Source organism: Marinobacter sp. CH_CUG1437-1, assembly GCF_037029655.1.
GTDB classification, from domain to species: Bacteria; Pseudomonadota; Gammaproteobacteria; order Pseudomonadales; family Oleiphilaceae; genus Marinobacter; species Marinobacter salsuginis.
Genome location: NZ_JAYMEW010000006.1, coordinates 90,042 through 112,026 on the forward strand (window position 1 = coordinate 90,042; position 21,985 = coordinate 112,026).

Annotated in this window: 20 protein-coding genes; 8 read left to right on the top strand and 12 right to left on the bottom strand. The window is 57.0% G+C overall.

From position 1 onward, the window contains the following. Window positions 1-34: 34 nt before the first annotated feature. Both dapD and dapE read left to right on the top strand, forming a co-directional pair. Window positions 35-1,063 (top strand): 2,3,4,5-tetrahydropyridine-2,6-dicarboxylate N-succinyltransferase, encoded by a 1,029-nt coding sequence (dapD, locus tag WA411_RS15580; RefSeq protein ID WP_136631750.1) that lies wholly within the window; start codon window positions 35-37, stop codon window positions 1,061-1,063. Further along, a complete protein-coding gene (gene dapE, locus WA411_RS15585) occupies window positions 1,050-2,186 on the top strand; it encodes a succinyl-diaminopimelate desuccinylase (RefSeq protein WP_291908044.1) in 1,137 nt (378 codons plus the stop codon). The genes dapD and dapE overlap by 14 nt, the downstream gene beginning before the upstream one ends. A 71-nt stretch (window positions 2,187-2,257) precedes the next feature. On the opposite strand, the gene WA411_RS15590 is transcribed toward dapE, so the two are convergent. Further along, the gene (locus WA411_RS15590; protein ID WP_291908046.1) at window positions 2,258-2,476 is read right to left on the bottom strand and encodes a SlyX family protein; all 219 of its coding nucleotides are present in this window, start codon (window positions 2,474-2,476) and stop codon (window positions 2,258-2,260) included. A gap of 223 nt (window positions 2,477-2,699) precedes the next feature. On the opposite strand from WA411_RS15590, the gene WA411_RS15595 reads away from it, so the two are divergent. Next, complete coding sequence (locus tag WA411_RS15595) at window positions 2,700-3,230, top strand: cold-shock protein (RefSeq protein ID WP_069184912.1); 531 nt, start codon at window positions 2,700-2,702, stop codon at window positions 3,228-3,230. A 41-nt stretch (window positions 3,231-3,271) separates the two neighbouring features. Here the strand turns inward: WA411_RS15595 and WA411_RS15600 are convergent, their stop codons facing one another. From WA411_RS15600 to WA411_RS15610, 3 genes are all read right to left on the bottom strand, one after another. Further along, complete coding sequence (locus WA411_RS15600; RefSeq protein WP_136631752.1) at window positions 3,272-3,646, bottom strand: hypothetical protein; 375 nt, start codon at window positions 3,644-3,646, stop codon at window positions 3,272-3,274. Further along, window positions 3,618-5,042: a hypothetical protein gene (locus WA411_RS15605; RefSeq protein WP_291908049.1), complete on the bottom strand. Its 1,425-nt coding sequence runs from the start codon at window positions 5,040-5,042 to the stop codon at window positions 3,618-3,620. The genes WA411_RS15600 and WA411_RS15605 overlap by 29 nt, the downstream gene beginning before the upstream one ends. Window positions 5,043-5,145: 103 nt before the next feature. Beyond that, entirely contained in the window at window positions 5,146-5,586 is a 441-nt protein-coding gene (locus tag WA411_RS15610) for a VOC family protein (RefSeq protein WP_069184915.1), read from the bottom strand. Between the two features lie 69 nt (window positions 5,587-5,655). On the opposite strand from WA411_RS15610, the gene WA411_RS15615 reads away from it, so the two are divergent. Next, the gene (locus tag WA411_RS15615; RefSeq protein WP_291908051.1) at window positions 5,656-6,555 is read left to right on the top strand and encodes a DUF1853 family protein; all 900 of its coding nucleotides are present in this window, start codon (window positions 5,656-5,658) and stop codon (window positions 6,553-6,555) included. Window positions 6,556-6,559: 4 nt separating this feature from the next. On the opposite strand, the gene WA411_RS15620 is transcribed toward WA411_RS15615, so the two are convergent. Next, window positions 6,560-7,138, bottom strand: a complete 579-nt coding sequence (locus WA411_RS15620; protein ID WP_069184917.1) for an AAA family ATPase — start codon at window positions 7,136-7,138, stop codon at window positions 6,560-6,562. Then, entirely contained in the window at window positions 7,122-7,535 is a 414-nt protein-coding gene (locus tag WA411_RS15625) for a TA system antitoxin ParD family protein (protein WP_069184918.1), read from the bottom strand. The genes WA411_RS15620 and WA411_RS15625 overlap by 17 nt, the downstream gene beginning before the upstream one ends. A gap of 170 nt (window positions 7,536-7,705) precedes the next feature. Here WA411_RS15625 and WA411_RS15630 point away from each other — a divergent pair, with 170 nt between their 5' ends. Continuing rightward, complete coding sequence (locus WA411_RS15630; RefSeq protein WP_291908054.1) at window positions 7,706-8,731, top strand: NADP-dependent oxidoreductase; 1,026 nt, start codon at window positions 7,706-7,708, stop codon at window positions 8,729-8,731. A 31-nt stretch (window positions 8,732-8,762) separates the two neighbouring features. Here WA411_RS15630 and WA411_RS15635 read toward each other — a convergent pair whose 3' ends face one another. The 5 genes from WA411_RS15635 to WA411_RS15655 form a co-directional block, all read right to left on the bottom strand. Beyond that, on the bottom strand, window positions 8,763-9,728 hold the full coding sequence (locus WA411_RS15635) for an NAD(P)H-quinone oxidoreductase (protein ID WP_370686084.1): 966 nt from the start codon (window positions 9,726-9,728) through the stop codon (window positions 8,763-8,765). 84 nt (window positions 9,729-9,812) lie between these two features. Beyond that, entirely contained in the window at window positions 9,813-11,552 is a 1,740-nt protein-coding gene (locus WA411_RS15640) for a sugar phosphorylase (RefSeq protein ID WP_008170427.1), read from the bottom strand. Continuing rightward, entirely contained in the window at window positions 11,549-12,772 is a 1,224-nt protein-coding gene (locus WA411_RS15645) for a glycosyl transferase (protein ID WP_069184922.1), read from the bottom strand. Before WA411_RS15645 ends, WA411_RS15640 begins: the two co-directional genes overlap by 4 nt. A gap of 36 nt (window positions 12,773-12,808) precedes the next feature. Further along, complete coding sequence (locus WA411_RS15650) at window positions 12,809-13,624, bottom strand: HAD-IIB family hydrolase (protein ID WP_291908082.1); 816 nt, start codon at window positions 13,622-13,624, stop codon at window positions 12,809-12,811. Window positions 13,625-13,636: 12 nt separating this feature from the next. Further along, window positions 13,637-14,575, bottom strand: a complete 939-nt coding sequence (locus tag WA411_RS15655; protein WP_291908084.1) for a hypothetical protein — start codon at window positions 14,573-14,575, stop codon at window positions 13,637-13,639. Window positions 14,576-14,650: 75 nt separating this feature from the next. Between WA411_RS15655 and WA411_RS15660 the strand changes: the two genes are divergently transcribed. Further along, window positions 14,651-16,105 carry a protein adenylyltransferase SelO gene (locus WA411_RS15660; RefSeq protein ID WP_291908086.1) on the top strand — a complete coding sequence of 485 codons (1,455 nt, stop codon included), beginning with the start codon at window positions 14,651-14,653 and terminating at the stop codon, window positions 16,103-16,105. A gap of 79 nt (window positions 16,106-16,184) precedes the next feature. Here WA411_RS15660 and WA411_RS15665 read toward each other — a convergent pair whose 3' ends face one another. Continuing rightward, on the bottom strand, window positions 16,185-17,699 hold the full coding sequence (locus WA411_RS15665) for a fumarate hydratase (protein ID WP_008170439.1): 1,515 nt from the start codon (window positions 17,697-17,699) through the stop codon (window positions 16,185-16,187). A 183-nt stretch (window positions 17,700-17,882) separates the two neighbouring features. Here WA411_RS15665 and WA411_RS15670 point away from each other — a divergent pair, with 183 nt between their 5' ends. Both WA411_RS15670 and WA411_RS15675 read left to right on the top strand, forming a co-directional pair. Continuing rightward, window positions 17,883-18,656 carry an enoyl-CoA hydratase gene (locus tag WA411_RS15670; RefSeq protein WP_291908087.1) on the top strand — a complete coding sequence of 258 codons (774 nt, stop codon included), beginning with the start codon at window positions 17,883-17,885 and terminating at the stop codon, window positions 18,654-18,656. Between the two features lie 306 nt (window positions 18,657-18,962). Next, a complete protein-coding gene (locus tag WA411_RS15675; RefSeq protein WP_291908088.1) occupies window positions 18,963-21,761 on the top strand; it encodes a hypothetical protein in 2,799 nt (932 codons plus the stop codon). Window positions 21,762-21,985 lie beyond the last annotated feature (224 nt).

Below are 21,985 nucleotides of genomic sequence, written 5' to 3' on the forward strand. Positions count from 1 at the left end.
TTACCCCAACATTCAGAACAGGAGCAACCATCAGATGAGCTTTGCATTCGGTATCGGTATCGGCACCCAGAACAACCAGGGCGAGTGGCTGGAAGTCTTTTACCAGCAGCCGGTCATGACACCCGATAACACCCTGATGGACGTCATCTCCAATGTCCTGGAATACAAGGGCGGCAACCAGGCGATCAGCGCGACCGCCGAACAGCTCAGCCAGCTCGCCAATGCCTTGCGACAGATTGGCCAGACCGACCAGGCAACCCTGGCGGACAAAGCGGCCAACAGCAAACGCCCGGTCGTTGTTACGGTCCTGGAAACCGATGACACAGCTTCCAGCACGCCCGAGGTTTACCTCAAGCTTCACCTGATTTCCCACCGCATGGCGAAACCCCATGGTCTGAAGCTCGATGGCATCTTTGGCCTGCTGCCGAACCTGGCCTGGACCAACGAGGGCGCAATCGACCTGAACGAGCTCTCCGATCGTCAGTTACAGGCCCGCCTCGAAGGCCGCACATTGGAAGTCAAGTCCGTCGATAAATTCCCGCAGATGACAGATTATGTGGTACCGAAGGGTGTTCGCATTGCCGACACTGCTCGGGTCCGTCTTGGCGCCTATGTTGGTGAAGGTACCACCGTCATGCACGAAGGCTTCATCAACTTCAACGCCGGCACCGAAGGCACCAGCATGATCGAGGGCCGCATCTCCGCCGGCGTTATGGTTGGCAAGGGCTCCGACCTGGGCGGTGGCTGCTCCACCATGGGCACCCTGTCCGGTGGTGGCAACATCATCATTGCGGTTGGCGAGAACTGCCTGATCGGTGCCAACGCCGGCATCGGTATCCCGCTGGGCGACCGCTGCAAAGTGGAAGCCGGATTGTACATCACCGCCGGAACCAAGGTTGCCCTGCTCGACGACAACAACGAGCTGGTTGAGGTTATCAAGGCTCGCGATCTGGCCAACCAGCCGGATCTTCTGTTCCGCCGCAACAGTCAGACCGGCGCGGTCGAGTGCAAAACCAACAAGTCTGCCATCGAGCTGAATGAAGAGCTGCATGCAAACAACTGATTCCCCGACCCTAGAACTTGCCATCGACCTGATCCGCCGGCAGTCCGTCACTCCCGAAGATGCCGGCTGCCAGGAACTGATGATGTCGCGGCTGGCACCTCTGGGCTTCACTGGCGAAAACCTGAGATTTGGCGATACCGATAACCTCTGGGCCCGCAAGGGCTCAGAGGGGCCGGTGCTGGCCTTTGCCGGCCATACCGATGTGGTGCCGACTGGTCCGGAGAAGAACTGGACACACCCGCCCTTTGATCCGGTCATCCGGGATGGCTATTTGCTGGGCCGTGGCGCAGCCGACATGAAGGGCAGCCTGGCGGCCTTCGTAACCGCCTGTGAGCGATTCGTGGCCAAATACCCCGACCACCGGGGCTCCATTGCCCTGCTGATCACCAGCGATGAAGAGGGCCCGGCCCAACACGGCACCGTGAAAGTGGTGGAAACCCTCGAAGCCAGGAACGAAAAGATTGACTGGTGCCTGATCGGCGAACCCTCCAGCACCCATGAAGTGGGAGACGTGATCAAGAACGGCCGCCGGGGTTCCTTACATGGTTATCTGACAGTGCATGGCGTTCAGGGCCATGTTGCCTACCCGCATCTGGCCGAGAACCCGGTTCATTCCGTGGCCCCGGCACTGGATGCGTTGGCGAAGGAGTTCTGGGATAACGGCAACGACTTCTTCCCGCCAACCACATTCCAGATCACCAGAATGGAAGCGGGCACCGGAAGCAACATTATTCCCGGTGAGTGCCTCGTGCATTTCAATTTCCGGTACTGCACGGAAAACACCGCAGAGAGTCTGGAAGAACGGGTGGTAGCCGTCCTGGACCGCCACAACCTGAAATACGACCTGCAGTGGCACCTGAGTGGCCGTCCGTTCCTCACGGACAAGGGAGCGCTCGTATCCGCCAGCCAGAGCGCCATTCGCACGGTGACCGGCCGGGAAACCGAGCTTTCGACCTCCGGCGGCACGTCCGATGGCCGTTTCATCGCGCCAACCGGTGCACAGGTGGTGGAACTTGGCCCTATCAATGCCACCATTCACAAGGTGGATGAATGCGTGAAAGCCGAGGATCTCAACACTCTGTCGGACATCTACGAACAGATTCTGATCGAACTCCTGGCATAAAGGTCAAAATCGGAATCCCACAAAAAAGGGTCAGGTGAAGATTCCACCTGACCCTTTTTATTGCGCCATCTTCAGTAATGAGGAGGAGGTGTTTCGTCCTGCTCCGACTTGATATTGGACGGCAAAACATCCTTCAGCTGCTTGTGCAGCAACCGCTTGGCTTCCCACAGTTCACGGATATCCATTTCCTGCTTGGCCACCTGCTCGCTCAGGGTATTGATAACGTCATCCTGGAAGGCCAGCCGGGTTTCCAGCTCATCCAGTCGGGTTTCCAAATCGTTCTGGCTCATCAGCTATTGGGACTCCCCTGGGTAAATCTCTCTAGAATGTGATCGATGACACTGCGTATCCCGCTGCTTGGTCAGTGCTCGGGATAATCTGGTATCATTCCGCTTTTGCCCGCCAGCGCGCCCGTTTTTCGGGGTACTGTCGGTTTTCACCGGCCGGATGTGCGATTTTACCCGATATCCGGTTTTTATCGTTAGCGTTACAAGAATGGAGAAATTTCAGTCAATGCGTAATCCATCCAAAGCGATCCTTTTTTCTCTCCTGATCGCCATTCCCGCACCGCTGGTGCTTGCCATTTTGCTGTCTTTCACCCCAGAGCCTCTTCGCCTGATCGCTGCGGGCCAACTTGTGGAAGCCCTGGGTAGCAACCGTGGCATCGCAGCCTACATTATCTCGCTGATCGTTTTCGGCATTGCGGGCTTCCTGGCCATTGCGTTGTCAGTCAAGAAACCGGCCGAAAAGCAACAAACATCCCGGTCGAGCAACCGTGCACCCAGCCAGAGCCGCGATGACGATGATGACGGCTATGACGAAAGCAGCCCTGAGGGGAACGAGGAAGGCACCGTAAAGTGGTTCAACGTCAAGAAAGGCTTCGGCTTCATCGTGCGCGACAGTGGTGATGAAGTATTCGTTCACTTCCGTGCCATTCGTGGCCGCGGGCGCCGGGTTCTGCGCCAGGGTCAACTGGTACGCTTTAACGTTGTGGAAGCAGACAAAGGCCTCCAGGCCGACAACGTGTCCATCCTGAGCGACTGAATCGCCCGCTAAAAAGAGAGGCAGCCCACGGGCTGCCTCTTTCAGTTCCAGACGACCTGTTGCTCGCCCCGGTGGTCCAATCGCCACCATTTCTCATCCTCTACAGGCTCCCCTTCTGTCCAGTCTCCCGGGCTGCAACGAATCTCGGTATCCATTGCACGCCAGGCACTGCGCGCGCAGTCCAGATCACTGTTCCAGGGCACTCTGGGGCCTTCAATAACCAGTGACGTAAATCGTTTCCCGAAAGCTCCGGGATAGAGCGATATCCGAAGTCTTTCGCCCTCGTAGCGGCCCACGCCCTTGATCACGCGCGTCACCTCACCATCATCGAGTTCCAGTTCGTCCAGGTGATTCTCTAGCCACCCTGACACCGCACCCGGTTCCAGATCACGAATGTAAATTTCCAGATCCTGCACCCGCTGAATCTCCATCCTGCTGATTACAATGCAGCACATAGTGAACCGGCCCGGGTCGCGCTGCAACCCAGCGCTCCAGTTCCTGTCGTAAATCTTCAGCAGAAAGCTGACGCAAGGTGCCGGCCGCCTTACGCTCATGCCAGGCCACCTCTGCCGCCACCCGATGAAGCTGTATCTCTCCCAGCGATGCCTCGATATCGTCAAGAGGCTCCTTGCGGGCCAGGGCCACCAGCGACTGACGTCGCAGAGTGTCTTCCTGCCCGGACAGGGCCACCGCCTCGGCCGGGCCTCTTCGAGCAAAGAGATTGAGCCTGGCAGCCGAGCGCTCCAGCCATTGGAGCATTCCTCCGGGAGTGCTCACACAACGGCTTCGGCGAGAGGCCGCAAACCGGATCACGGAGCGAGGAATCTGGATATTCCATTGCTTCTCTAAGGCGGCCTGATGTGCCGTCAGAATAGCCTGCCGTTGGACAACGCTGGAAGCCGGCATGGCAAAGATGTCGAGGGTACGGCCCAGGCGATGCTGGAGTGTGGCGGCCGAACTGCTGTCGGCGGCCTCGCCGGGACCCAGCAGAAGAATCGGCCCGGCCCATTGCAGCAACAACTCAGAGGCCAGACCATCGGGCAGATTCATCAGCGCAATGAGATCTGCGGGTGAGATATTGTCCAGCACAAGGACCGGCCAGCGCGATGCACTATCACCAAGCTCGCCCTGCACCCGGCGCTCAGGAAGAACCGGAAGATCACTGGCCATGATTTCCGCTTCACGGCGGAGGTCCAGCTCAACATAATCGAGCTCCAGTGTCGGTAGCAGTGATTGCAGCCACGCTGTTTTACCCGAACCCCGATCACCCCGGACCCAGAGCATGGCTGACGGGGACGCCGCCAGACTGATCGCAACGTCCTCCGCCAGCTCAACCCACGCGGAATCAGTGACAACGACAGGAGCTCTCTGGAATTCATCGATCGGAGCCGGCTCCCGCTCTTCGGAAGGATCGGGCCAGCGAGGGACCAGCTCGAAAACTGCCACATAGGCTTTTTCCTGCAGCCGCTCCGCGTGGCGAACCAACGTCGCAAGCAGCTGCGACCACCCTAGCCATGGGGAATTGCTGGTTTCCCTGGCCGATGCGAACCAATACATCAACTGGGATGACAACTGTCCTTCACCACCAACTTCCGTCACTATCGGTTGTTCGCACTGAATGGTGCGGATGAGTTCATCCATATCCACGCCGCAGCCCCGCAAAAAGCGGACAATATCGGGTACAGAGTCCAGCAGGGCAAGCAGGTAGTCTTCAGCGGTAATCACCGAGCCGCCACGGCGTTCAACGCTTTCCCGGGCTCGTAGTAAAGCGGTCTGGCACTGGGGATCCAGGCATCCTTGCCAATCGTCCATCGAACGTCTCCATGTTCTTGATGCATCATCCTGATGCGAAAGCTTTGTTGCGGATTGTTATTGTATCACGCTCTGGCCTCACGCGGCGGCCCGCCTGCAGGGCTCACCAGGTACCAGTGTTTTCCATGCTGGCCCAGGGTTCTTTCGGTGGAAGCGCCTCACCTTTCTGCAAAAGCTCGATAGAGATGTTATCCGGGGTACGGATAAAAGCCATATGCCCATCACGGGGCGGGCGATTAATGGTTACGCCATTGGCTTTGAGGTGCTCGCAAAGCGCATAAATGTCGTCCACCCGGTAAGCAAGGTGGCCAAAATTGCGTCCGCCAGTGTACTCTTCCGGATCCCAGTTATAGGTGAGCTCGATCATCGGCGCCCGGTCTTCTCGGGCACGTGCCTCGTCTTCCGGCGCAGCCAGGAAAACCAGGGTAAACCGGCCTTTGTCGCTACTCTTGCGACTGATTTCAACCATTCCCAGCAAATCGCAAAAGAAATGCAGCGTCTCTTCCAGATTACTCACCCGGATCATGGTGTGAAGATATTGCATGTAGCCTCCTTCAGAAGTGAAGCGAACTGATCATCGTGCCCCGCGGACAGTTTACGGTATTCTGGCCATATGGATGCAAAAACAGCCCCCTACTCTGCTTCTGAGCTGACCACCCCCGAGGTCCGACACCTTGCCTGGGTATGCCAGGCACCTCAGCTGTTGCAGTCACCGCTGACGTTTGAGCCAGGTCGCTTTCTGCCTGATGATGTAACGGAAAAAATTCAAGCCTGGGATCACAACCCGCAAACAGCACCGCCTCTGCTGAGAGAACCGCCCCAGAAACGGCTCGGGTTCTACTTCGAACGGCTTTACCGGGTATTGCTGGAAGATCTGCTGGGCTGGGAAGTTCTGCTTCAAAACCAACAGATACAGTCCAACGGGCGAACCATAGGCGAACTGGATTTTGTCGTGCACAATCGGAATGAAGATCGAATTGAGCACCACGAAATTGCCATCAAGTATTACCTGGGGGTTCCGGAGCACAGCGGGAGAACCCTGTGGTATGGACCGAACGCCCGGGATCGGCTGGACCTGAAAGCAGACCGGATGTTGCGCTTGCAAAGCCAGCGAACCACGCTGCCCGAAGCCAGGGCGCTGCTGGCAGACATGGGTATCAAAGAACCTGTCATGCCCCGCATTTTCATGCCCGGATACCTTTTTTACCCGACCGGAACACAGGTGAGCGCCCCGCAGTCCGTGCCTGCAAATCACCTTCGAGGCCAGTGGTGCTACCTCTCACAGGTTGAATCATCGGACCTTCCCGGTTGGGTGCTCCTGAACAAACCCCACTGGATCGGCCCGTGGCGTCAATACGAATCCCCCGCTCCTGATGCAGTGAATGCCGCACTGGCCACCATCGAACGCGCCGAGATCCCGCTCTTGTTCGCGAAGCTGAAGCAGAATTCCGTCACCGGCCTCTGGCAGGAAACCAATCGCTTATTCGTAGTGCCGGACAGCTGGCCAGGGTGAATGATCAGCGATCAATCAGATCACTTGCCCACTGCGGCAAGTTATCCTGCAAGGCACACCACTGCCCATTTTCGCAGACCGCGACGCGTACGTAAGGCTGATCAAGGCGCGAGTTATCGACCAGGTGCAATTCGTCCGCCAGACCAATGCATTGGCGCAGATTCGCCAGCGTTCGTGGAATCCTTGACTCGATCTTGGCTTCCGGGACGTTGTGGCCGCCGGCTGTTACCCGGGAAGCGACCCGCGCCTTGTTCAGGGAGGGCAATTCCAGATGGAAGTAAAACATCCGAACCCGAAATCCGGCGGCTTTGGCTGTCCCGACAAAATCCACTTTCGAGGGGTGGGAGAAGACGGTTTCGAAGCAGAAGGTCTGCCTCTCCTCAATCAGCCTGAGCCGTTCCCTTTCCGCAATCAGTGCTGCCTCGTAACTGTGCTTTTCGGGCGCGTCCGGCCACATGCTGCGGGCAATATTATCGGCGTTTACCAGCGGAATCTTCCGGCGGGCCAGGAACCGCTCATAAAATGTGGTTTTGCCCGCACCGTTACCGCCAACCAGCAGCCAGAGCTCAGGCTGCGTTGTCACGGTCACTCAGTGCCTCAAAGCGTCCATTGCGAAACTGACCGATTTCCCGGGAGCCATCCGGATATATGGCTTCCAGATAGCCCGGTTTCTCTCCAGACGCCTGATACACCGTACGCCCGCGGCTGATAGAGCGCTCCAGTTCGCCACTTGCCCGGGCCTGATCCACCTCAGCCCAGAGGTCATCGCTGGAAACCGGCTCGGCCACCACCGGCTCAACCCTCACCTGCCGAATACCCTGGAGAATGGCAATCAGATCTTCGGCGCTCACGTCGCCGGCGACGGCACGCCCTATCTCGGCCCAGTACTCTATCTGCTTGGGTGTCGAGCGTCGATGGACCGCACCTTCCGCCGCAGCGTGGCGAACTAATGTGTCGTCAAGACGAACAGCGGTTGTCATGGTGACCTCCAGATAAGATACCTGCTCACTTGCTACAGATTATTGCATTTGTTGCATATCGCTACAACTGATGCAAAACATTTCAATCACATCGCCATGGCCAGAAGGTTGACCGGCACCGGAATCTGCTGCACCCTAATCTGGTTTCATTATGCAACCGGAGAGAACAAGTGAGCGAATACAGGAACCGAGCCGTTGTACTCAAACAGCGCCCCCAGGGTGAAATTCAACAAGGCGATCTGGTGCTGGAAGAGCGCCCCGTTCGCTCCCCCAATGAGGGTGAGGTGGTCGCACAGGTGCTCTGGCTGTCGCTGGATCCTTACATGCGCCCTCGTATGAACGATGCCAAAGGTTACATGGACCCTATCGGCATCGACGAGCCAATTGTCGGCGAGAGCGTTGCCCGGGTGGTGGAATCCCGCTCGGACGCCCTGAAGGTCGGTGATCTGGTCACTTGTTATTCCGGTTGGCAGGAATACGTTACCTTCCCGGGCGATGCGCCGATGGTGTACAAGATTCAGCAGCGAGACAACGTACCCCTGCAAGCCTATCTCGGCGTTGCCGGTATGCCTGGGCGCACGGGGTACTGCGGCCTGATGTACGTGGGTAAGCCGAAAGCCGGCGAAACCGTGGTTGTCTCTGCCGCTTCCGGGCCTGTAGGAACCGTCGTTGGCCAGACTGCCAAATCAGAGGGCTGCCGGGTTGTTGGCGTTGCCGGCGGCCCCGAAAAGTGCAATTACGTGGTCAATGAGCTGGGTTTCGACGCCTGTGTGGATTACAAGGCCGGCAATCTGGAAGCAGACCTGAAAGCGGCCTGCCCTGACGGCATCGATATCTACTTTGAAAACGTGGGTGGTGCCGTGACGCGCGCCGTGGCACCGCTGTTGAACACGGGCGCCCGGGTGCCCATCTGCGGTTTCGTATCTGCCTACAATGCGACGGATATGGCCAGCGTGGAAACCCCGTTTCACGTCTTCAAGGCACTGGACCCGGTACCCGAACACCGGTTTTTCCTGGTGACCGAATGGCAGGACCAGCACCAGGAGATCACCGACATTCTGGCCTCACGGGTCGCTTCCGGTGAACTGAAATACCGGGAAACTGTTGCCGAAGGCCTGGAAAATGCCGTTGACGCCTTCAAGGGCATGCTCAAGGGCCAGAACTTCGGCAAGCAGCTGGTTCATATCGCAGACTAACGAATCCAGGAAGGCGCGACAGGCTGCCTGCTCAGTCGGCAATCTTCAGGAGCACCTTGCCGGTGTTCCTGTTCTCGGCCACATAGGCCATCGCGTCTTCCAACTGTTCGATCGGCCAGGTGCTATCGATCAATGGCTCAATCTGGCCGGCGGCCAGCAGCGGCCAGACATGCCGGTAGAGCGCCTGCATGACCTCACCCTTATCCTCGACCGTTCGGGAGCGGAGTGTGGAACCGATAATACGCTGGCGTTTGACCAGCATGATGCCCAGATCCACCTCGGCCATCCGGCCGCCCATCAGCCCGATCAGTACAATCCGGCCATCGACATTCAGAACCCGCTGGTCTTCGGCAATGTAGCTGCCACCAACCGGGTCCAGAACCATATCGACTCCGCCCCAGGCTGTAACGGCCTCCACAAAGGAACCGTCATTCCGGTTCCAGACACCGCTGGCCCCCAGCTTCCGACAAACCTCCAGCTTGACTTTGTCACCGGCAGTGGCGAAGACCGGGTTACCGAAGGCCGTTGCCAACTGAATGACAGCGGTGCCGAGACCGCTTCCGCCTGCGTGCAGAAGCACCCGTTCGCCCGGTTTCAGTGCCGCTTCGTGGTAAAGGTTCAGCCAGGCCGTGGCGAGCACCTCGGGAATGGCCGCTGCTTTCTCGAGTGACAAACCCTTGGGGATAGGCAAAACCTGAACTTCGGGCACGACAACATGGGTCGCGTAACCGCCGCCCGTGAGCAAGGCGCAGACCTCGTCACCAGGCTTGAAACGGGTTACCCCTGATCCCACCGAGGCAATCCGCCCGCTGACTTCCAGCCCCAGAATGTCGGACGCGCCCGGCGGCGGTGGGTAGACACCCGCCCGCTGCATCAGGTCGGCACGGTTGATGGCTGTCCAGACAACCTCAATTTCAACGTGGTCCTCCGGCGGCTCCCCCGGCCCTTCCCAGGATTCCCAGTTGAGGTTGCCCCCGGTTACCTTGATTGCTTTGATCATGTATCACGTCTCGGCCTTGCTCATATGGGCACAGGATACCCTATGTTTTTCGAGCATTGCACAAATGACGTTGTCAGATGATCAGACGGTAACTTCCAGGTTGGACAACCACACGCTCTGGTATGGCTTCAGGGTGATAGAGCCGGAAAGATCATCGATGGTCATCCCGGAAATCAGGTCCTGCCAGTGATCGGTACCAATCAGATTGATGTCGCTCAGGGCAACCTGTTGCACTTCGTTGCTGATATTGTGAATGCAGAAGATGGACTGATCCCGGCGCATACTTTGGCGCCAGAAACCGAACAACTGAAGCCCGAGATGCAGGGTGAACTGGGTGGCATTCGGATGAAACGCCGGCTGTTTGCGCCGAATGGCGATCAAACGCTTCAGCTCCTGGAACGCTTTGCTGTGATGGCTCAGGGGGTCCGCGAGCTTCTGCTCCAGGTCGTCCAGTTGCCACTGACTGCGGTTGATGGACCGCAGCCGACCGGTATGCTCCACTCGCTCCAGATCGTTTTCCGTCGCCAGCAGACTGTGGATGTAGAACGCCGGAATGCCCTCCAGGGCCAGCATCACGGTGTGCGCGCAGATAAAACGCTGCAGTTGCCAGTGATCCCGCCCCGACTCCGCCGTGCCCTGAAGTGCGTCGTACAGGGCAATATTGATTTCGTAGGGCTGATCCCGACCATCCGGCGTTCGCCGGAAAGAAACCTTGCCGCCAAAAGAATCCATGGTGTTGATCAGCCGCTGCTTTTCCTCTTCCGTCAGCAGACCATCCGTCGGCCGCATGCCAACACCATCATGGGAGGCAATAAAGTTCAGATAGGTGGTGCCCATCTGGGCCGGCGGCATGCTCATCAGCCAGGTTTTCAGGTGCTTGCAGTCACCGGTCACCAGGGTATTGATCAGCAGGGGTGGCAACGAGAAGTTGTAGATAACATGGGCTTCGTTGGCGTTGCCGAAGTAGGTCAGGTTTTCCCGGTTAGGTACGTTGGTCTCGGTAATCACCACGGCATCCGGACTGTGATGCTCGATCAGCAGCCGGAGGATCTTGATCAGCTCATGGGTTTGCTGCAGATGAATGCAGGGCGTACCCGGCTCCTTCCAGAGAAAGGCGACGGCATCGAGCCGGAAAATGATAATACCTCGTTCCAGATAGCGCCGGATGATGGCGGCGAACTCGATCAGAACCTTCGGATTGGCAAAATTCAGATCGACCTGATCCTCGCTGAAGGTACACCAGACATACCGCTCGCCATCGTCGGTCTGGACCGGGTTCAGGAGCGGTGAGGTACGGGGGCGCACCACGGCACTCAGGTCGTCTCTCGGGTTACCCTCGAAGAAATAATCCTTGCCCGGATCCACCCGTTTGCGGAAGTTTTCAAACCAGCGGCTACGCGCGGACATATGGTTGATGACCAGATCCGCCATCAGCTTATAGTCCCTGGCGATGCTCTCGATATCCTCCCAATTCCCATGGGACTCGTTCACCGCCAGATAGTCCATGACCGAGAAGCCATCATCGGAGCTATAAGGGAAGAACGGCAGTATGTGCACCGACGAAATGGAATCCGACAGACAATCGCCGAGAAACCGGTGCAGAGTCTGCAGAGGCTTTTCGTCCGCCCGCTGCACCGTGTCGGCGTAGGTGATCAACACCACATCCGATTCGTCCCAGTTATTCTGATGCGCAGGCGGCGGTTCCTGGTTGGGCGCCAGCCCCATGGTGGTCAATAACTGCTCGGCCAGAAAGTCACAGTCCAGCTCCGGGTAAACCACCTCCAGCATGGACACCAGCTTCGCTTTCAGAGGCTGGGTCATGGCTTGAATTCCTCGTTATCCAGTTCGACCGCCTCCAGCAACTGCTCCTTGATGTCGGGAATGGCGCTTGTGACCCGGTTCCAGCTGGGAATAAAGGGTGTATCCATCGGATTATCGAGGAAATAGGCGCCGGCCCGCATCACGTTCTGGGCAAACAGCTCCACGGCTTTCTCCTCCTTGTGCCGATCAAACGTCAATCCGTTAATAATGGCGTCATTCTGGTAGGTCTCCACGAAATCCAGGGCAATGCGGAAATACGTGGCTTTGATGGTCCGGAATTTTTCATTGGAGAAAATCTCGCCGTTGGTCGCCAGCTTCCGGAACAGGGCCTTGGCGATATCCATGCTCATTTTGGACAGCCCTTTGCTGACATCCTCCGCCGAGAGTTCCTGGTGCTTGTGATCATAGACATCGGCAATGTCCACCTGGCAAAGGCGGTTGGTGGCGTAGTTGCGCTTCATCTCCGAAAGCACACCGATCTCCAGACCCCAGTCACTGGGAATGCGCAGATCATTAATCACATCCGTGCGGAACGAGAATTCCCCGGCCAGGGGGTAGCGGTAACTGTCGAGGTAGTCGAGGAAATCGTTGGGACCACAGACTTTCTTCAGTGCGCGGATCAGCGGCGTCACCAGTAGCCGGCTCACCCGTCCGTTCATTTTCCCGTCGGCGACACGGGCGTAATAGCCTTTGCAGAACATGTAGTTGAAGCCGGGATTGGCCACAGGGTAGATCAGGCGGGCCACTAGATCCCGGGAATAGGTAAGGATGTCGCAGTCGTGCAAGGCAACGGATTTGCTGACACCGGAGGCCAGTACATAGCCAAAGCAGTACCAGACGTTTCGGCCCTTGCCCATCTCCGTCGGCGCCAGGTTCTGCTCCCTGAGCTTCAGGTCGATACTCCTGAGGCGGGGCCCATCGTTCCAGAGCACCTTGAAGTTCTGAGGCAGCTCCGAGAAATATTCCAGAGCGTGGCGGTATTGCTCCTCATTGGCACGGTCGAGGCCAATGACCACCTGATCCAGATAAGGCACCTTGCCCAGCTCGTGCACAATATTTTTCAGGGCCGGCCCCTCCAGCTCCGAATACAGCGACGGCAACACCAGTGACATTGGCCGGGCCTTGCGAAAGCTCATCAGCTCCGCTTCCAGGTCCTCCACGGGACGCCGAACAAGGTTATGAAGGGTTGTGATAATGCCATTCTGGTAAAAGTCGCCCATGGCGGCTCTCCTTGTTTATACCCGCATTCAAACGGGTCAGTACCCGTACTCAAACAGGAGATTGAGTACGCACTCATTCCAGCCTTCAGGGCCGGGCTTGAGGGAGCGCATGGCGTGCTTTGCCGAAGGCAGCCGCACTTCATCGCTTTTGACACCCCGGATTACCACCGGTATATCAGCCGATTCCAGCATCTGCTGATCGTTGGGGCTGTCGCCCAGGGCAATGGCCAACACGGGCGCATCGCCATACTGCTCCCGGTATTGCTCTCTGTATTTTTTTAGCAAGAACCGGGCCCCATCGGCTTTATCGAATATCCCCATGGCATGAAGAAAACGTCCTCCGGCTACCAGTCGAAGGCCCTCCGAGCCCAGAGCCGCCTCAAATTCCGCCAGCTCCTCTTCCGATCCCTGCCAGAGCAATGGTTCGGTCCCAAGCCGTTCTTTGGCCCTCCCGGCTCCCGCCGGATCCAGGCCCGTCTCTGCCGCCAGCTCGTTTGCGGACATGTCGGCAAAGCTCGTGAATCGAGCTCCCCTCTTACGTTGAGCGCCAAGCACCTCAAGAACCCGATCCCGGGTTGCACCAAAATTCACCACTTCTTCTTCGGCATTACCCAGTGCATGGGGCGGAATAACCACGGCTGCACCGTTTTCGACTATGAACGGATCGTTATTTCCAAGCTCTTCCCTCAACGCCCGGATCTCCGGCATGGTTTTGCTGGAGTTAAGCACCAGGGGTATCTGGGCTGCCTTCAGCCTGTCGAGGGCTGGACCGGCGGCCTGCCAACGGTAATCATCGTGATCAAGCAGGGTGCCATCGAGGTCGGAAAAGATAATCAAATGAGGTCGGGCCATGGCCGTTCTCCGTCAAGACTCACGGAACTGCGGAAGACCGAGAGAGTGGTCCTCGGCCACGTTGATAAGAACATCAGCCCTGCCCGGCATTTCAGCGAGACAGGATCGGGTAACGCGTTCATAGTGCATGACGAAGCGACCGATTTCTTCGTCGTTCATGATGCGCAGATCCTGTGCACCACCATGGAGCTCGCCCTTTTCTGGTGCATTACGGATTTTCGTCGCCAGCTTTTGCTCCTGGAGTCGACGCCACTCAAGCACACACTCCATGGAGGGAGCCTTCAACATAACCAGACAATCGATTTGACCAAAAAACGCCTGGTATTCCCCCTTCAACTGCTCATTAACATACCTGCGCCAGACGCCGTCAGGATCCTCGTTCGCCTCCAGGGGATTCATCGGCTCTCTTAGCGCACTGTCTATCTCCGGTCGCGCGCCCAGGCACCAGCCTTCCAGAAGAATGATCTCTGCCCTTCCTCCGAAAACAGGCCAATGCTCACGTGGAACCCTGTCGTCCCTTGATTTGTCGAAGGCTGGAATGGGCGTGGCATCTCCGGGCCCCGCACTGCGCAGACGGTGCAAAATCTGTTGGCCCAACGCCACGTCGTGGGTTCCTGGCACACCCCGGGTCTTAAATAACGGATGTACCCGCCGGGCAAGGGCCTCACGCTCGGCTCTGGTAAGGTAAATATCATCGAGGGAGAAATTGGCAGTGGGGCGATTGCGGTGCCGGAGCAGAATTTCCCGTAAAAAAAGGGTCAACGTGGACTTGCCTGTGCCCTGGGCTCCGTGAATACCAACCACAATGGGCCGCTTTTCCGTATCATGGAGCGCACAGATTCGGTCTGCCAGCGGCAGAATGGTTTTTTCCACCGTTTCGGCGTAGGCGTCGGGCAGGCCCTCCTGTTGAATCAGGGCACTGACGGTTTGTTTTAGTGAGCGATCAGACACGTTGGGTTTCCAGTTTAATGGGTGACTTAAGCGAGACGGCAGCAGAATTCATACCAATGGGAGTATAGGCGTTTTATGAGTGGCAACGATTTTCGAATAGAGCATCGCTACCTGGAGCTCCCGGACAGTTTTTACACCCGGGTTCAGCCCTCGCCTCTGAAAGACCCAAAAATGGTGTGCTTCAACCACAAGCTCGCAGAACAAATGGGCTTTCGCGCCGATGCCGAATCCGACTGGACCGGAGTGGGCGCAGGATCGGAATTACTCGAGGGCATGGACCCGGTGGCCATGAAATACACCGGCCACCAGTTCGGCGTCTACAACCCGGAACTCGGCGACGGCCGTGGCCTGCTCCTCTGGGAAACCATTGGTCCTGATGGACGACGCTGGGACTGGCACCTCAAAGGCGCCGGCATGACCCCTTACTCCCGCTTTGGCGATGGCCGCGCCGTGCTTCGCTCCACCATTCGCGAGTATCTATGCAGCGAGGCCATGTATGGCCTTGGCATCCCGACCACCCGGGCCCTTTTCATGGTGAGCGCCAGAGACCCGGTGCGCCGGGAGTCCATCGAAACAGCAGCGGCACTTGTGCGAGTAGCCGAAACGCACATTCGCTTCGGGCACTTCGAGTTCGCCGCCCACCACGAGGGGCCTGAAACCGTCAAGACGCTACTCGAACACGTGATCTCGTTGCACTTCCCCCACTTGATCAATCTGCCCGATGACGAACGGTACAGCCGGTGGTTCGAGGAAGTGGTCGAGCGGACGGCACGAACGATTGCGGACTGGCAGGCGGTGGGCTTCTGCCACGGCGTGATGAACAGTGACAACATGTCGATCATCGGCGACACCTTTGACTACGGCCCCTACGCATTTCTCGATGATTTCGATGCCGGCTATATAAGCAACCATACCGACCATGGCGGGCGCTACGCCTACAATCGTCAGCCGCAAGTCGGGTTTGAGAATTGCCGTTATCTGGCCACAGCCCTGCTGCCCGTGATGGAGGAAGACGATGTGCGCCGGGGGCTTCGCCGCTATGAAGTGGCCTACAACGAGCGCTTCCTCCAGAACATGCGGGACAAGCTGGGCCTTGCCATTGAGGATGAAGCAGACCTGAGCCTGATCATGGATACCTTCAGCATGATGCACGAGCATCATGTGGACTACACCCGTTTCTTCCGGGCGCTTTCCAACCTGCATAGCCACGGCCATGGGCCGGTGCGTGATCTGTTTGTGGATCGAAGCGTGGCGGACCAGTGGCTGGAGCGCTACGAGGAACGACTACTGAACGAAATCCGCGCTCACGATGAACGGGAATACGCCATGCGCCGCGTGAATCCGAAGTATGTGCTGAGGAATTACCTGGCCCAGCAGGTCATTCAGGAAGCCCAGAACGGGGATTACGAACCCATGAAAGCACTACTGAAGGTGCTTGAGCGGCCCTATGACGAACAACCGGAGAACGACGCTTATGCGGCATTGCCGCCGGATTGGGGCAAACACCTGAATATCAGCTGTTCAAGCTGATAAATCTGGACCAACAGAACGAAAAAGGGCCGGACGATCATTCGTCCGGCCCTTTTCTTTTTTCAGCGACTTCCGGAGATCAGACCGCCTTGGCAGCAATGATCTTCTCGTGCCATTCCGCAGGCCCTGTCTGGTGCACAGACGAGCCGCGGGAATCGACGGCGACAGTGACCGGCATGTCCTCCACCTCGAACTCGTAGATGGCTTCCATACCCAGCTCCGGGAAGGCGACCACTTCGGCGTTCTTGATGGCCTTGGAGACCAGGTAGGCGGAACCGCCCACGGCCATCAGGTAAACCGCGCCGAATTCCTTGATGGCATCGATGGCCACCTGACCGCGCTCGGCTTTACCAATCATGCCGGTGAGGCCAGTCTTCTCGAGCATAGTGTGGGTAAACTTGTCCATACGTGTGGCAGTGGTCGGGCCTGCGGGGCCAACCACCTCTTCACGCACCGGATCAACCGGGCCCACGTAGTAAATGAAGCGCCCCTTCAGATCGACCGGCAGCTCTTCGCCTTTCTCGATCATGTCTACCATCTTCTTGTGGGCAGCATCGCGGCCAGTCAGCATTTTGCCGGAAAGCAGAACGGTTTCTCCCGGCTGCCAGTCCTTCACGTCTTCCGGAGTGACGGTATCCAGATTCACACGACGGACGTTCTCACCCACTTCCCAGGTGATTTCCGGCCAGTCGTCCAGGCTCGGCGGTGTTTGCAGGGAAGGCCCGGTACCGTCCAGGGTGAAGTGGGCGTGACGGGTTGCCGCACAGTTCGGGATAATGGCCACTGGCTTGTTGGCCGCGTGGGTCGGATAGTCTTTCACCTTCACATCCAGAACCGTGGTGAGACCGCCCAGGCCCTGAGCACCGATGCCCAGCTCGTTGACCTTGTCGAACAGTTCCAGACGAAGCTCTTCGGCACGATTGGAAGCGCCCCGGGCTTTTAGGTCGTGAATATCGATCGGGTCCAGCAGGGATTCCTTGGCCAGCTCCATCGCCTTCTCGGCGGTGCCACCGATACCAATACCCAGCATGCCCGGCGGACACCAGCCAGCACCCATCTGCGGGACCATCTTCAGCACCCAGTCCACGACTGAGTCAGAGGGGTTCAGCATCGCGAACTTGGACTTGGCTTCAGAACCGCCACCCTTGGCAGCCACGTGCACTTCTACGGTATCACCCGGAACAATCTTGTAATGGATGATGGCCGGGGTGTTGTCCTTGGTGTTCTGGCGCTTGCCGTCCGGATCGGCCAGCACCGAGGCGCGCAGCACGTTGTCCGGGTGGGTGTAAGCGCGACGGACGCCTTCATTGATTACGTCGTCCAGCGGCATATCGCAGTCCCACTGGACGTTCATGCCGACATTCACGAATACCGTCACAATGCCTGTATCCTGACAGATCGGGCGGTGCCCCTGGGCACACATGCGCGAGTTAATCAGGATCTGGGCCATGGCATCTTTGGCCGCCTGGGATTCTTCCTTCTGGTAGGCCTCATAGACGCCCTGGATGAAATCCTTCGGGTGGTAGTAGGAAATGAACTGCAGCGCGTCCGCTACGCTTTCAATCAGGTCGTCCTGGCGGATTACGGTGGTCATAGGCGCCTCATCAGCTTGATATCGTTATGTCGTGTCATCAGAAATCGGGAGGCGAGAGTTTACCAGAAAATCGGTTTGGCGAGTGATTCGACGGATGGCGAAACAAGGATTAAAACCCGTGAAAAACGCCGACAGAAAAAGGTATCATCCTAACCAAACGATAATAACACCCCAGGAGACGCCGTGACTGACCTCGTCCTCACCGAAATCAAAGACCGGACCCTCATCGTCCGACTGAACCGGCCAGAACGCAAGAACGCCCTCACCCACGCCATGTATACCGCCATGGGCGACGCGCTGGAACAGGCCCGGGATGACACCAACATCCGATGTGTGATGTTCACCGGCACCAGCGAGTGCTTCACCGCAGGCAACGACCTGGGCGAATTTGCCGCAGGTCTGCCAGGTGATTTCGAGCAGACGCCCGTTGGCCATTTTCTTTTACTACTGGCCAGCGCCACTAAACCGGTGGTGGCATCGGTCAATGGCGCGGCCGTCGGCATCGGCACAACCATGTTGCTGCACTGTGATCTGGTGTTCGCCGGCGACAACACGGCATTCCAGATGCCCTTTGCCAGCCTCGGCCTGTGCCCCGAAGGTGGCTCAAGCCTGTTGCTACCTTCCTGGATCGGCCGGGTACGCACCGCCGAACTTCTGATGCTTGGTGGTGCCTTCTCCGCGGAAGAAGCTCTTCGGCTTGGCCTGATCAACCGGGTTTGTGAGCCTGGGCAAACGGAAGCCAATGCCTTCGAAGCCTGCCAGAGGCTCACTGAAAAAGCCCCGGCAGCGATTCGGGCCACCAAGGCGCTTCTGAACAAGCCAACCATGGAAGCACTGCGGGAAACCATGCTGGAGGAGGGACAGCTGTTTGCAGAACGGCTGAAATCCCCCGAAGCCGCCGAAGCTTTCCGGGCCTTCATGGAAAAACGCCAACCGGATTTCTCGCGCTTCGAATAAACGTCGACCAGGCCCCAATTTCCCTGTTGCCGGACCTCGACAAACCGTTATCCGGCAACTATTTTTCTCAAAGGCCGAACTCCAATCGTGCGGGGAGGACTCCAACCACCAGAATCACACTTTTGGCTGATCAACACTTGCCATACTGTCGCTATAGTCAGAGATACAGAAATTGGCTTACAGCGCTGGCTACAATTTCAGACAACAGTTTAAGCAGAACAGGCCACTGACAACGGGCTTACCGGATCAGACCGGCCCCGTCAGCTGCCGAACATAACGACACAACAACAGGAAAAGGTTCCACCCATGTTCAAGAAAACTCTAATAAGTCTTGCCGTGGCGTCTTCCGTTGGACTTACAGGCTGCTTTGATAGCGGCGAGACGGGGGCGAATGCCAATCCGGACTACCAGATCAATAACCCGGATTTCACAGGGAAAACCTGGCCGATTTTCAACCCGATTACCAGCGAACTGCCTATTCCGAATGATCTGATTTTTGACTCAGAGCAGGGTGATGGTACTTTCGGTGTGGGTGATACGTCACCGCCAGTAACAACCGCATTGAATGAATTGAGCGGTGCGTCAACCGTTGCTCCAGCAGTGATCCAATTTAATGGCCAGATTGACCCCGATACCGTGATTTATGGCCAGACGGTTTTCCTGGTCGAACTGGCTTACGCCAGCGGAGACCCGGTTCAGGGCTTAAGCAATCAAGAACCGCCTACGCCAACTGGTTTTGCTACTGCAAGAGCAGACGTTGAAACACTCAGTGGCACGTCTGCGATAAGAATTTTACCGCTGGAACCTCTGAATCCTCGAAAACGCTACGTGGCTGTGGTAACAAAAGGGGTTACCGACATTAACGGGGACGCAATCGTGGCCTCTCCGAGCTATCAGAGCTTAACCGACGAAGCGCAACCGCTTGGCAACCCAGCCTTGGCTCCGGTGAAAGCATTGATCAACAACCTTTGGGAAGCGACTGCAGTAGGCCTTTTTAATGCCGCCAGTATTCCGGTTACTGCAGAGGATATAGCAATAAGTTATAGTTTCACTACTTCAAACGATGAGAAGGTTCTTCAGTACATTGCAGAGCCTGCTTCCTGGTTCTCTGATCAGATCGAAACATTCGTCAAAGTAACTGCTGCGTCTCAAGCGGTTGAAGCCGGTGCCGCCTCATACTCGGAAGTTAAGACCGCGGTAGATGCGGCGTTCGACGCATTCCCAACCTCTTTGCCACCCAATCCAGAATCTCCTCTTAACGCTCTTTTTGCCCCCGGAGGTGCATGCGAAGTTGGCGGTGCGAACGTTAGTGGCCTCGGCGAGCCAGCTGTCAATTGCGTAGGCGTAGCTCTAGCATCCAACTTTGCCGGACAATTGCCGACTCCCCTTCCTGGCGTTAATCGCAATGTGGCAGACGGATCAGGTGGTTTCACCAACACTATCACTATCGACAATTCTACGATTTCTCCGGTAGGCCTAGTATCCGCAGTGGCAAGTGCTGTTCCTGGCTCCGACAGTGTTCTTGCTGCACAAGGCACCGTCTCACTGCCTTACTATCTCGGAGACGATGCGGCTGGAATCGCAGGCTTTGACTCAACCAACTGGACTGCAGACAGCGATTTGGCCCAAGCGCTCAACACAACCTTTTCCGCACTTGGTGTATCTCTGCCGCAAGCGGATCCGACGGTGTCTACTGCAGTCAACTACATATTCCCCTTCCCTAAGGAGTTGAGCACTCAAGAGGTTCCGCTCCTGGCTCTGTACCCTAACAGCGGGGATATCAGAGGAGTAGTAATGTATCAGCATGGCATTACTACTGACCGCAGTGCAGCACTTACTTTTGGCACAGGCTTGGCAGCGCAAGGTTTCGTTGTTGTAGCTATTGATCAGCCATTGCATGGTGTGGCACCTTTCTCCGCAGATGAGCAACTGCCGCTAGCTACTGCACTTTTGATCGGCGGTGGCGCGTCTGAAGCCGAAGCGGATGCTTTGGCACCGCTGGTGGTAGCGGGCAACGTGTCCGATCTTGCGGATGCTCTGGCTGGGGGAACTGCAACACAGGAAAGCACTCTCACAGCACAATCTCTTGTGAATACAGTCGCAAACGCGGGCAGCACAATTCCGGGGCTTGCTCCGGCCACCAACGAACGCCATTTCAATCTATATTCAGATACGAGTGGCACTCCAGCACCCATGGTATTTGATCCAGCTGCACCCGCAGGGACTGAAGGGTCGGGCAGTTTTTATATCAACCTGCAAAACTTCTTAACAGCTCGGGACAACAACCGTCAGAGTGTCGTTGATCAAATGAACCTTCGGGCGACCTTGTTTGGCAACCCCCTCGCAGGCAAGCCTGGCATCACGTTGCCTCGACCGGTGAGCGCCGGCGGTAGCGGTACTGGAATTAATGTTACAGCGGCTGATACCGTGTATTTTGCCGGTCATTCTCTTGGAACTATTACAGGCATGCCTTTCGTCGCATCGGTGAACGAAAATCAAATAGATTCAACGATTTTCACTGCTGCTGACGGAAGCTCTGAAATTCCATCTACTTTCAATGACATTGCTTCTGCCAGCATGTTGACCCCAGGCGGTGGTATTGTCCGCTTGCTCGAAAACTCACCTGCTTTTGCACCGCGCATTTTGCTTGGACTTCAGCAGGCAGCCGGCCTGACACAAGGCGATGCCTCGCTCGAGGCGTACCTCAATGTTCTTCAGGCTGCGATTGACTCAGCAGACCCGATCAACTTTGTTGATACACTCGGCACTTCGACAGATGTTCTTCTGTCAGAGGTGGCTGGCGACACGGTTATACCGAACGCAGCTGATGACCAGCAGTGGGGCATTCCCGCTCTATCAGGTACATTTACGCCGGAGCAAACCGGACTTCCTGTTCCTGTAACCGTAGACAGCTTCAATGCTCCTCTGGCGGGAACAAAACCCCTCACAATAGGTCTCGACATGATTACGACTTATCAAGATGGCAATCATGGGACACCTACCTCCGCCGACAACCTTGCAGTATTCGGTGGCATGCTCTGCGAGACTTATGTAACGTTTGGAGTCGCGTTGGCAGACTTGCCTGCCCTGTGTACAGCACCCTAAGTACTCGCAATGAAAAAGGCCTCCACATGGAGGCCTCAGACAGACGAACCCCGGTTTTACCGGGGTTCGTTGCGTATGGGTTTTAAATTCAGCCGGCGATGGGCTTCGCACAATCTGACGAAGAAGATATCTTTCAAAACCGGAGGTTGGATTCACTTCTTGACTCTTGCAATAAAGAACCCAAATTTCCAATTTGTTGCCACCATACAAAAAGCGGGTCTTTC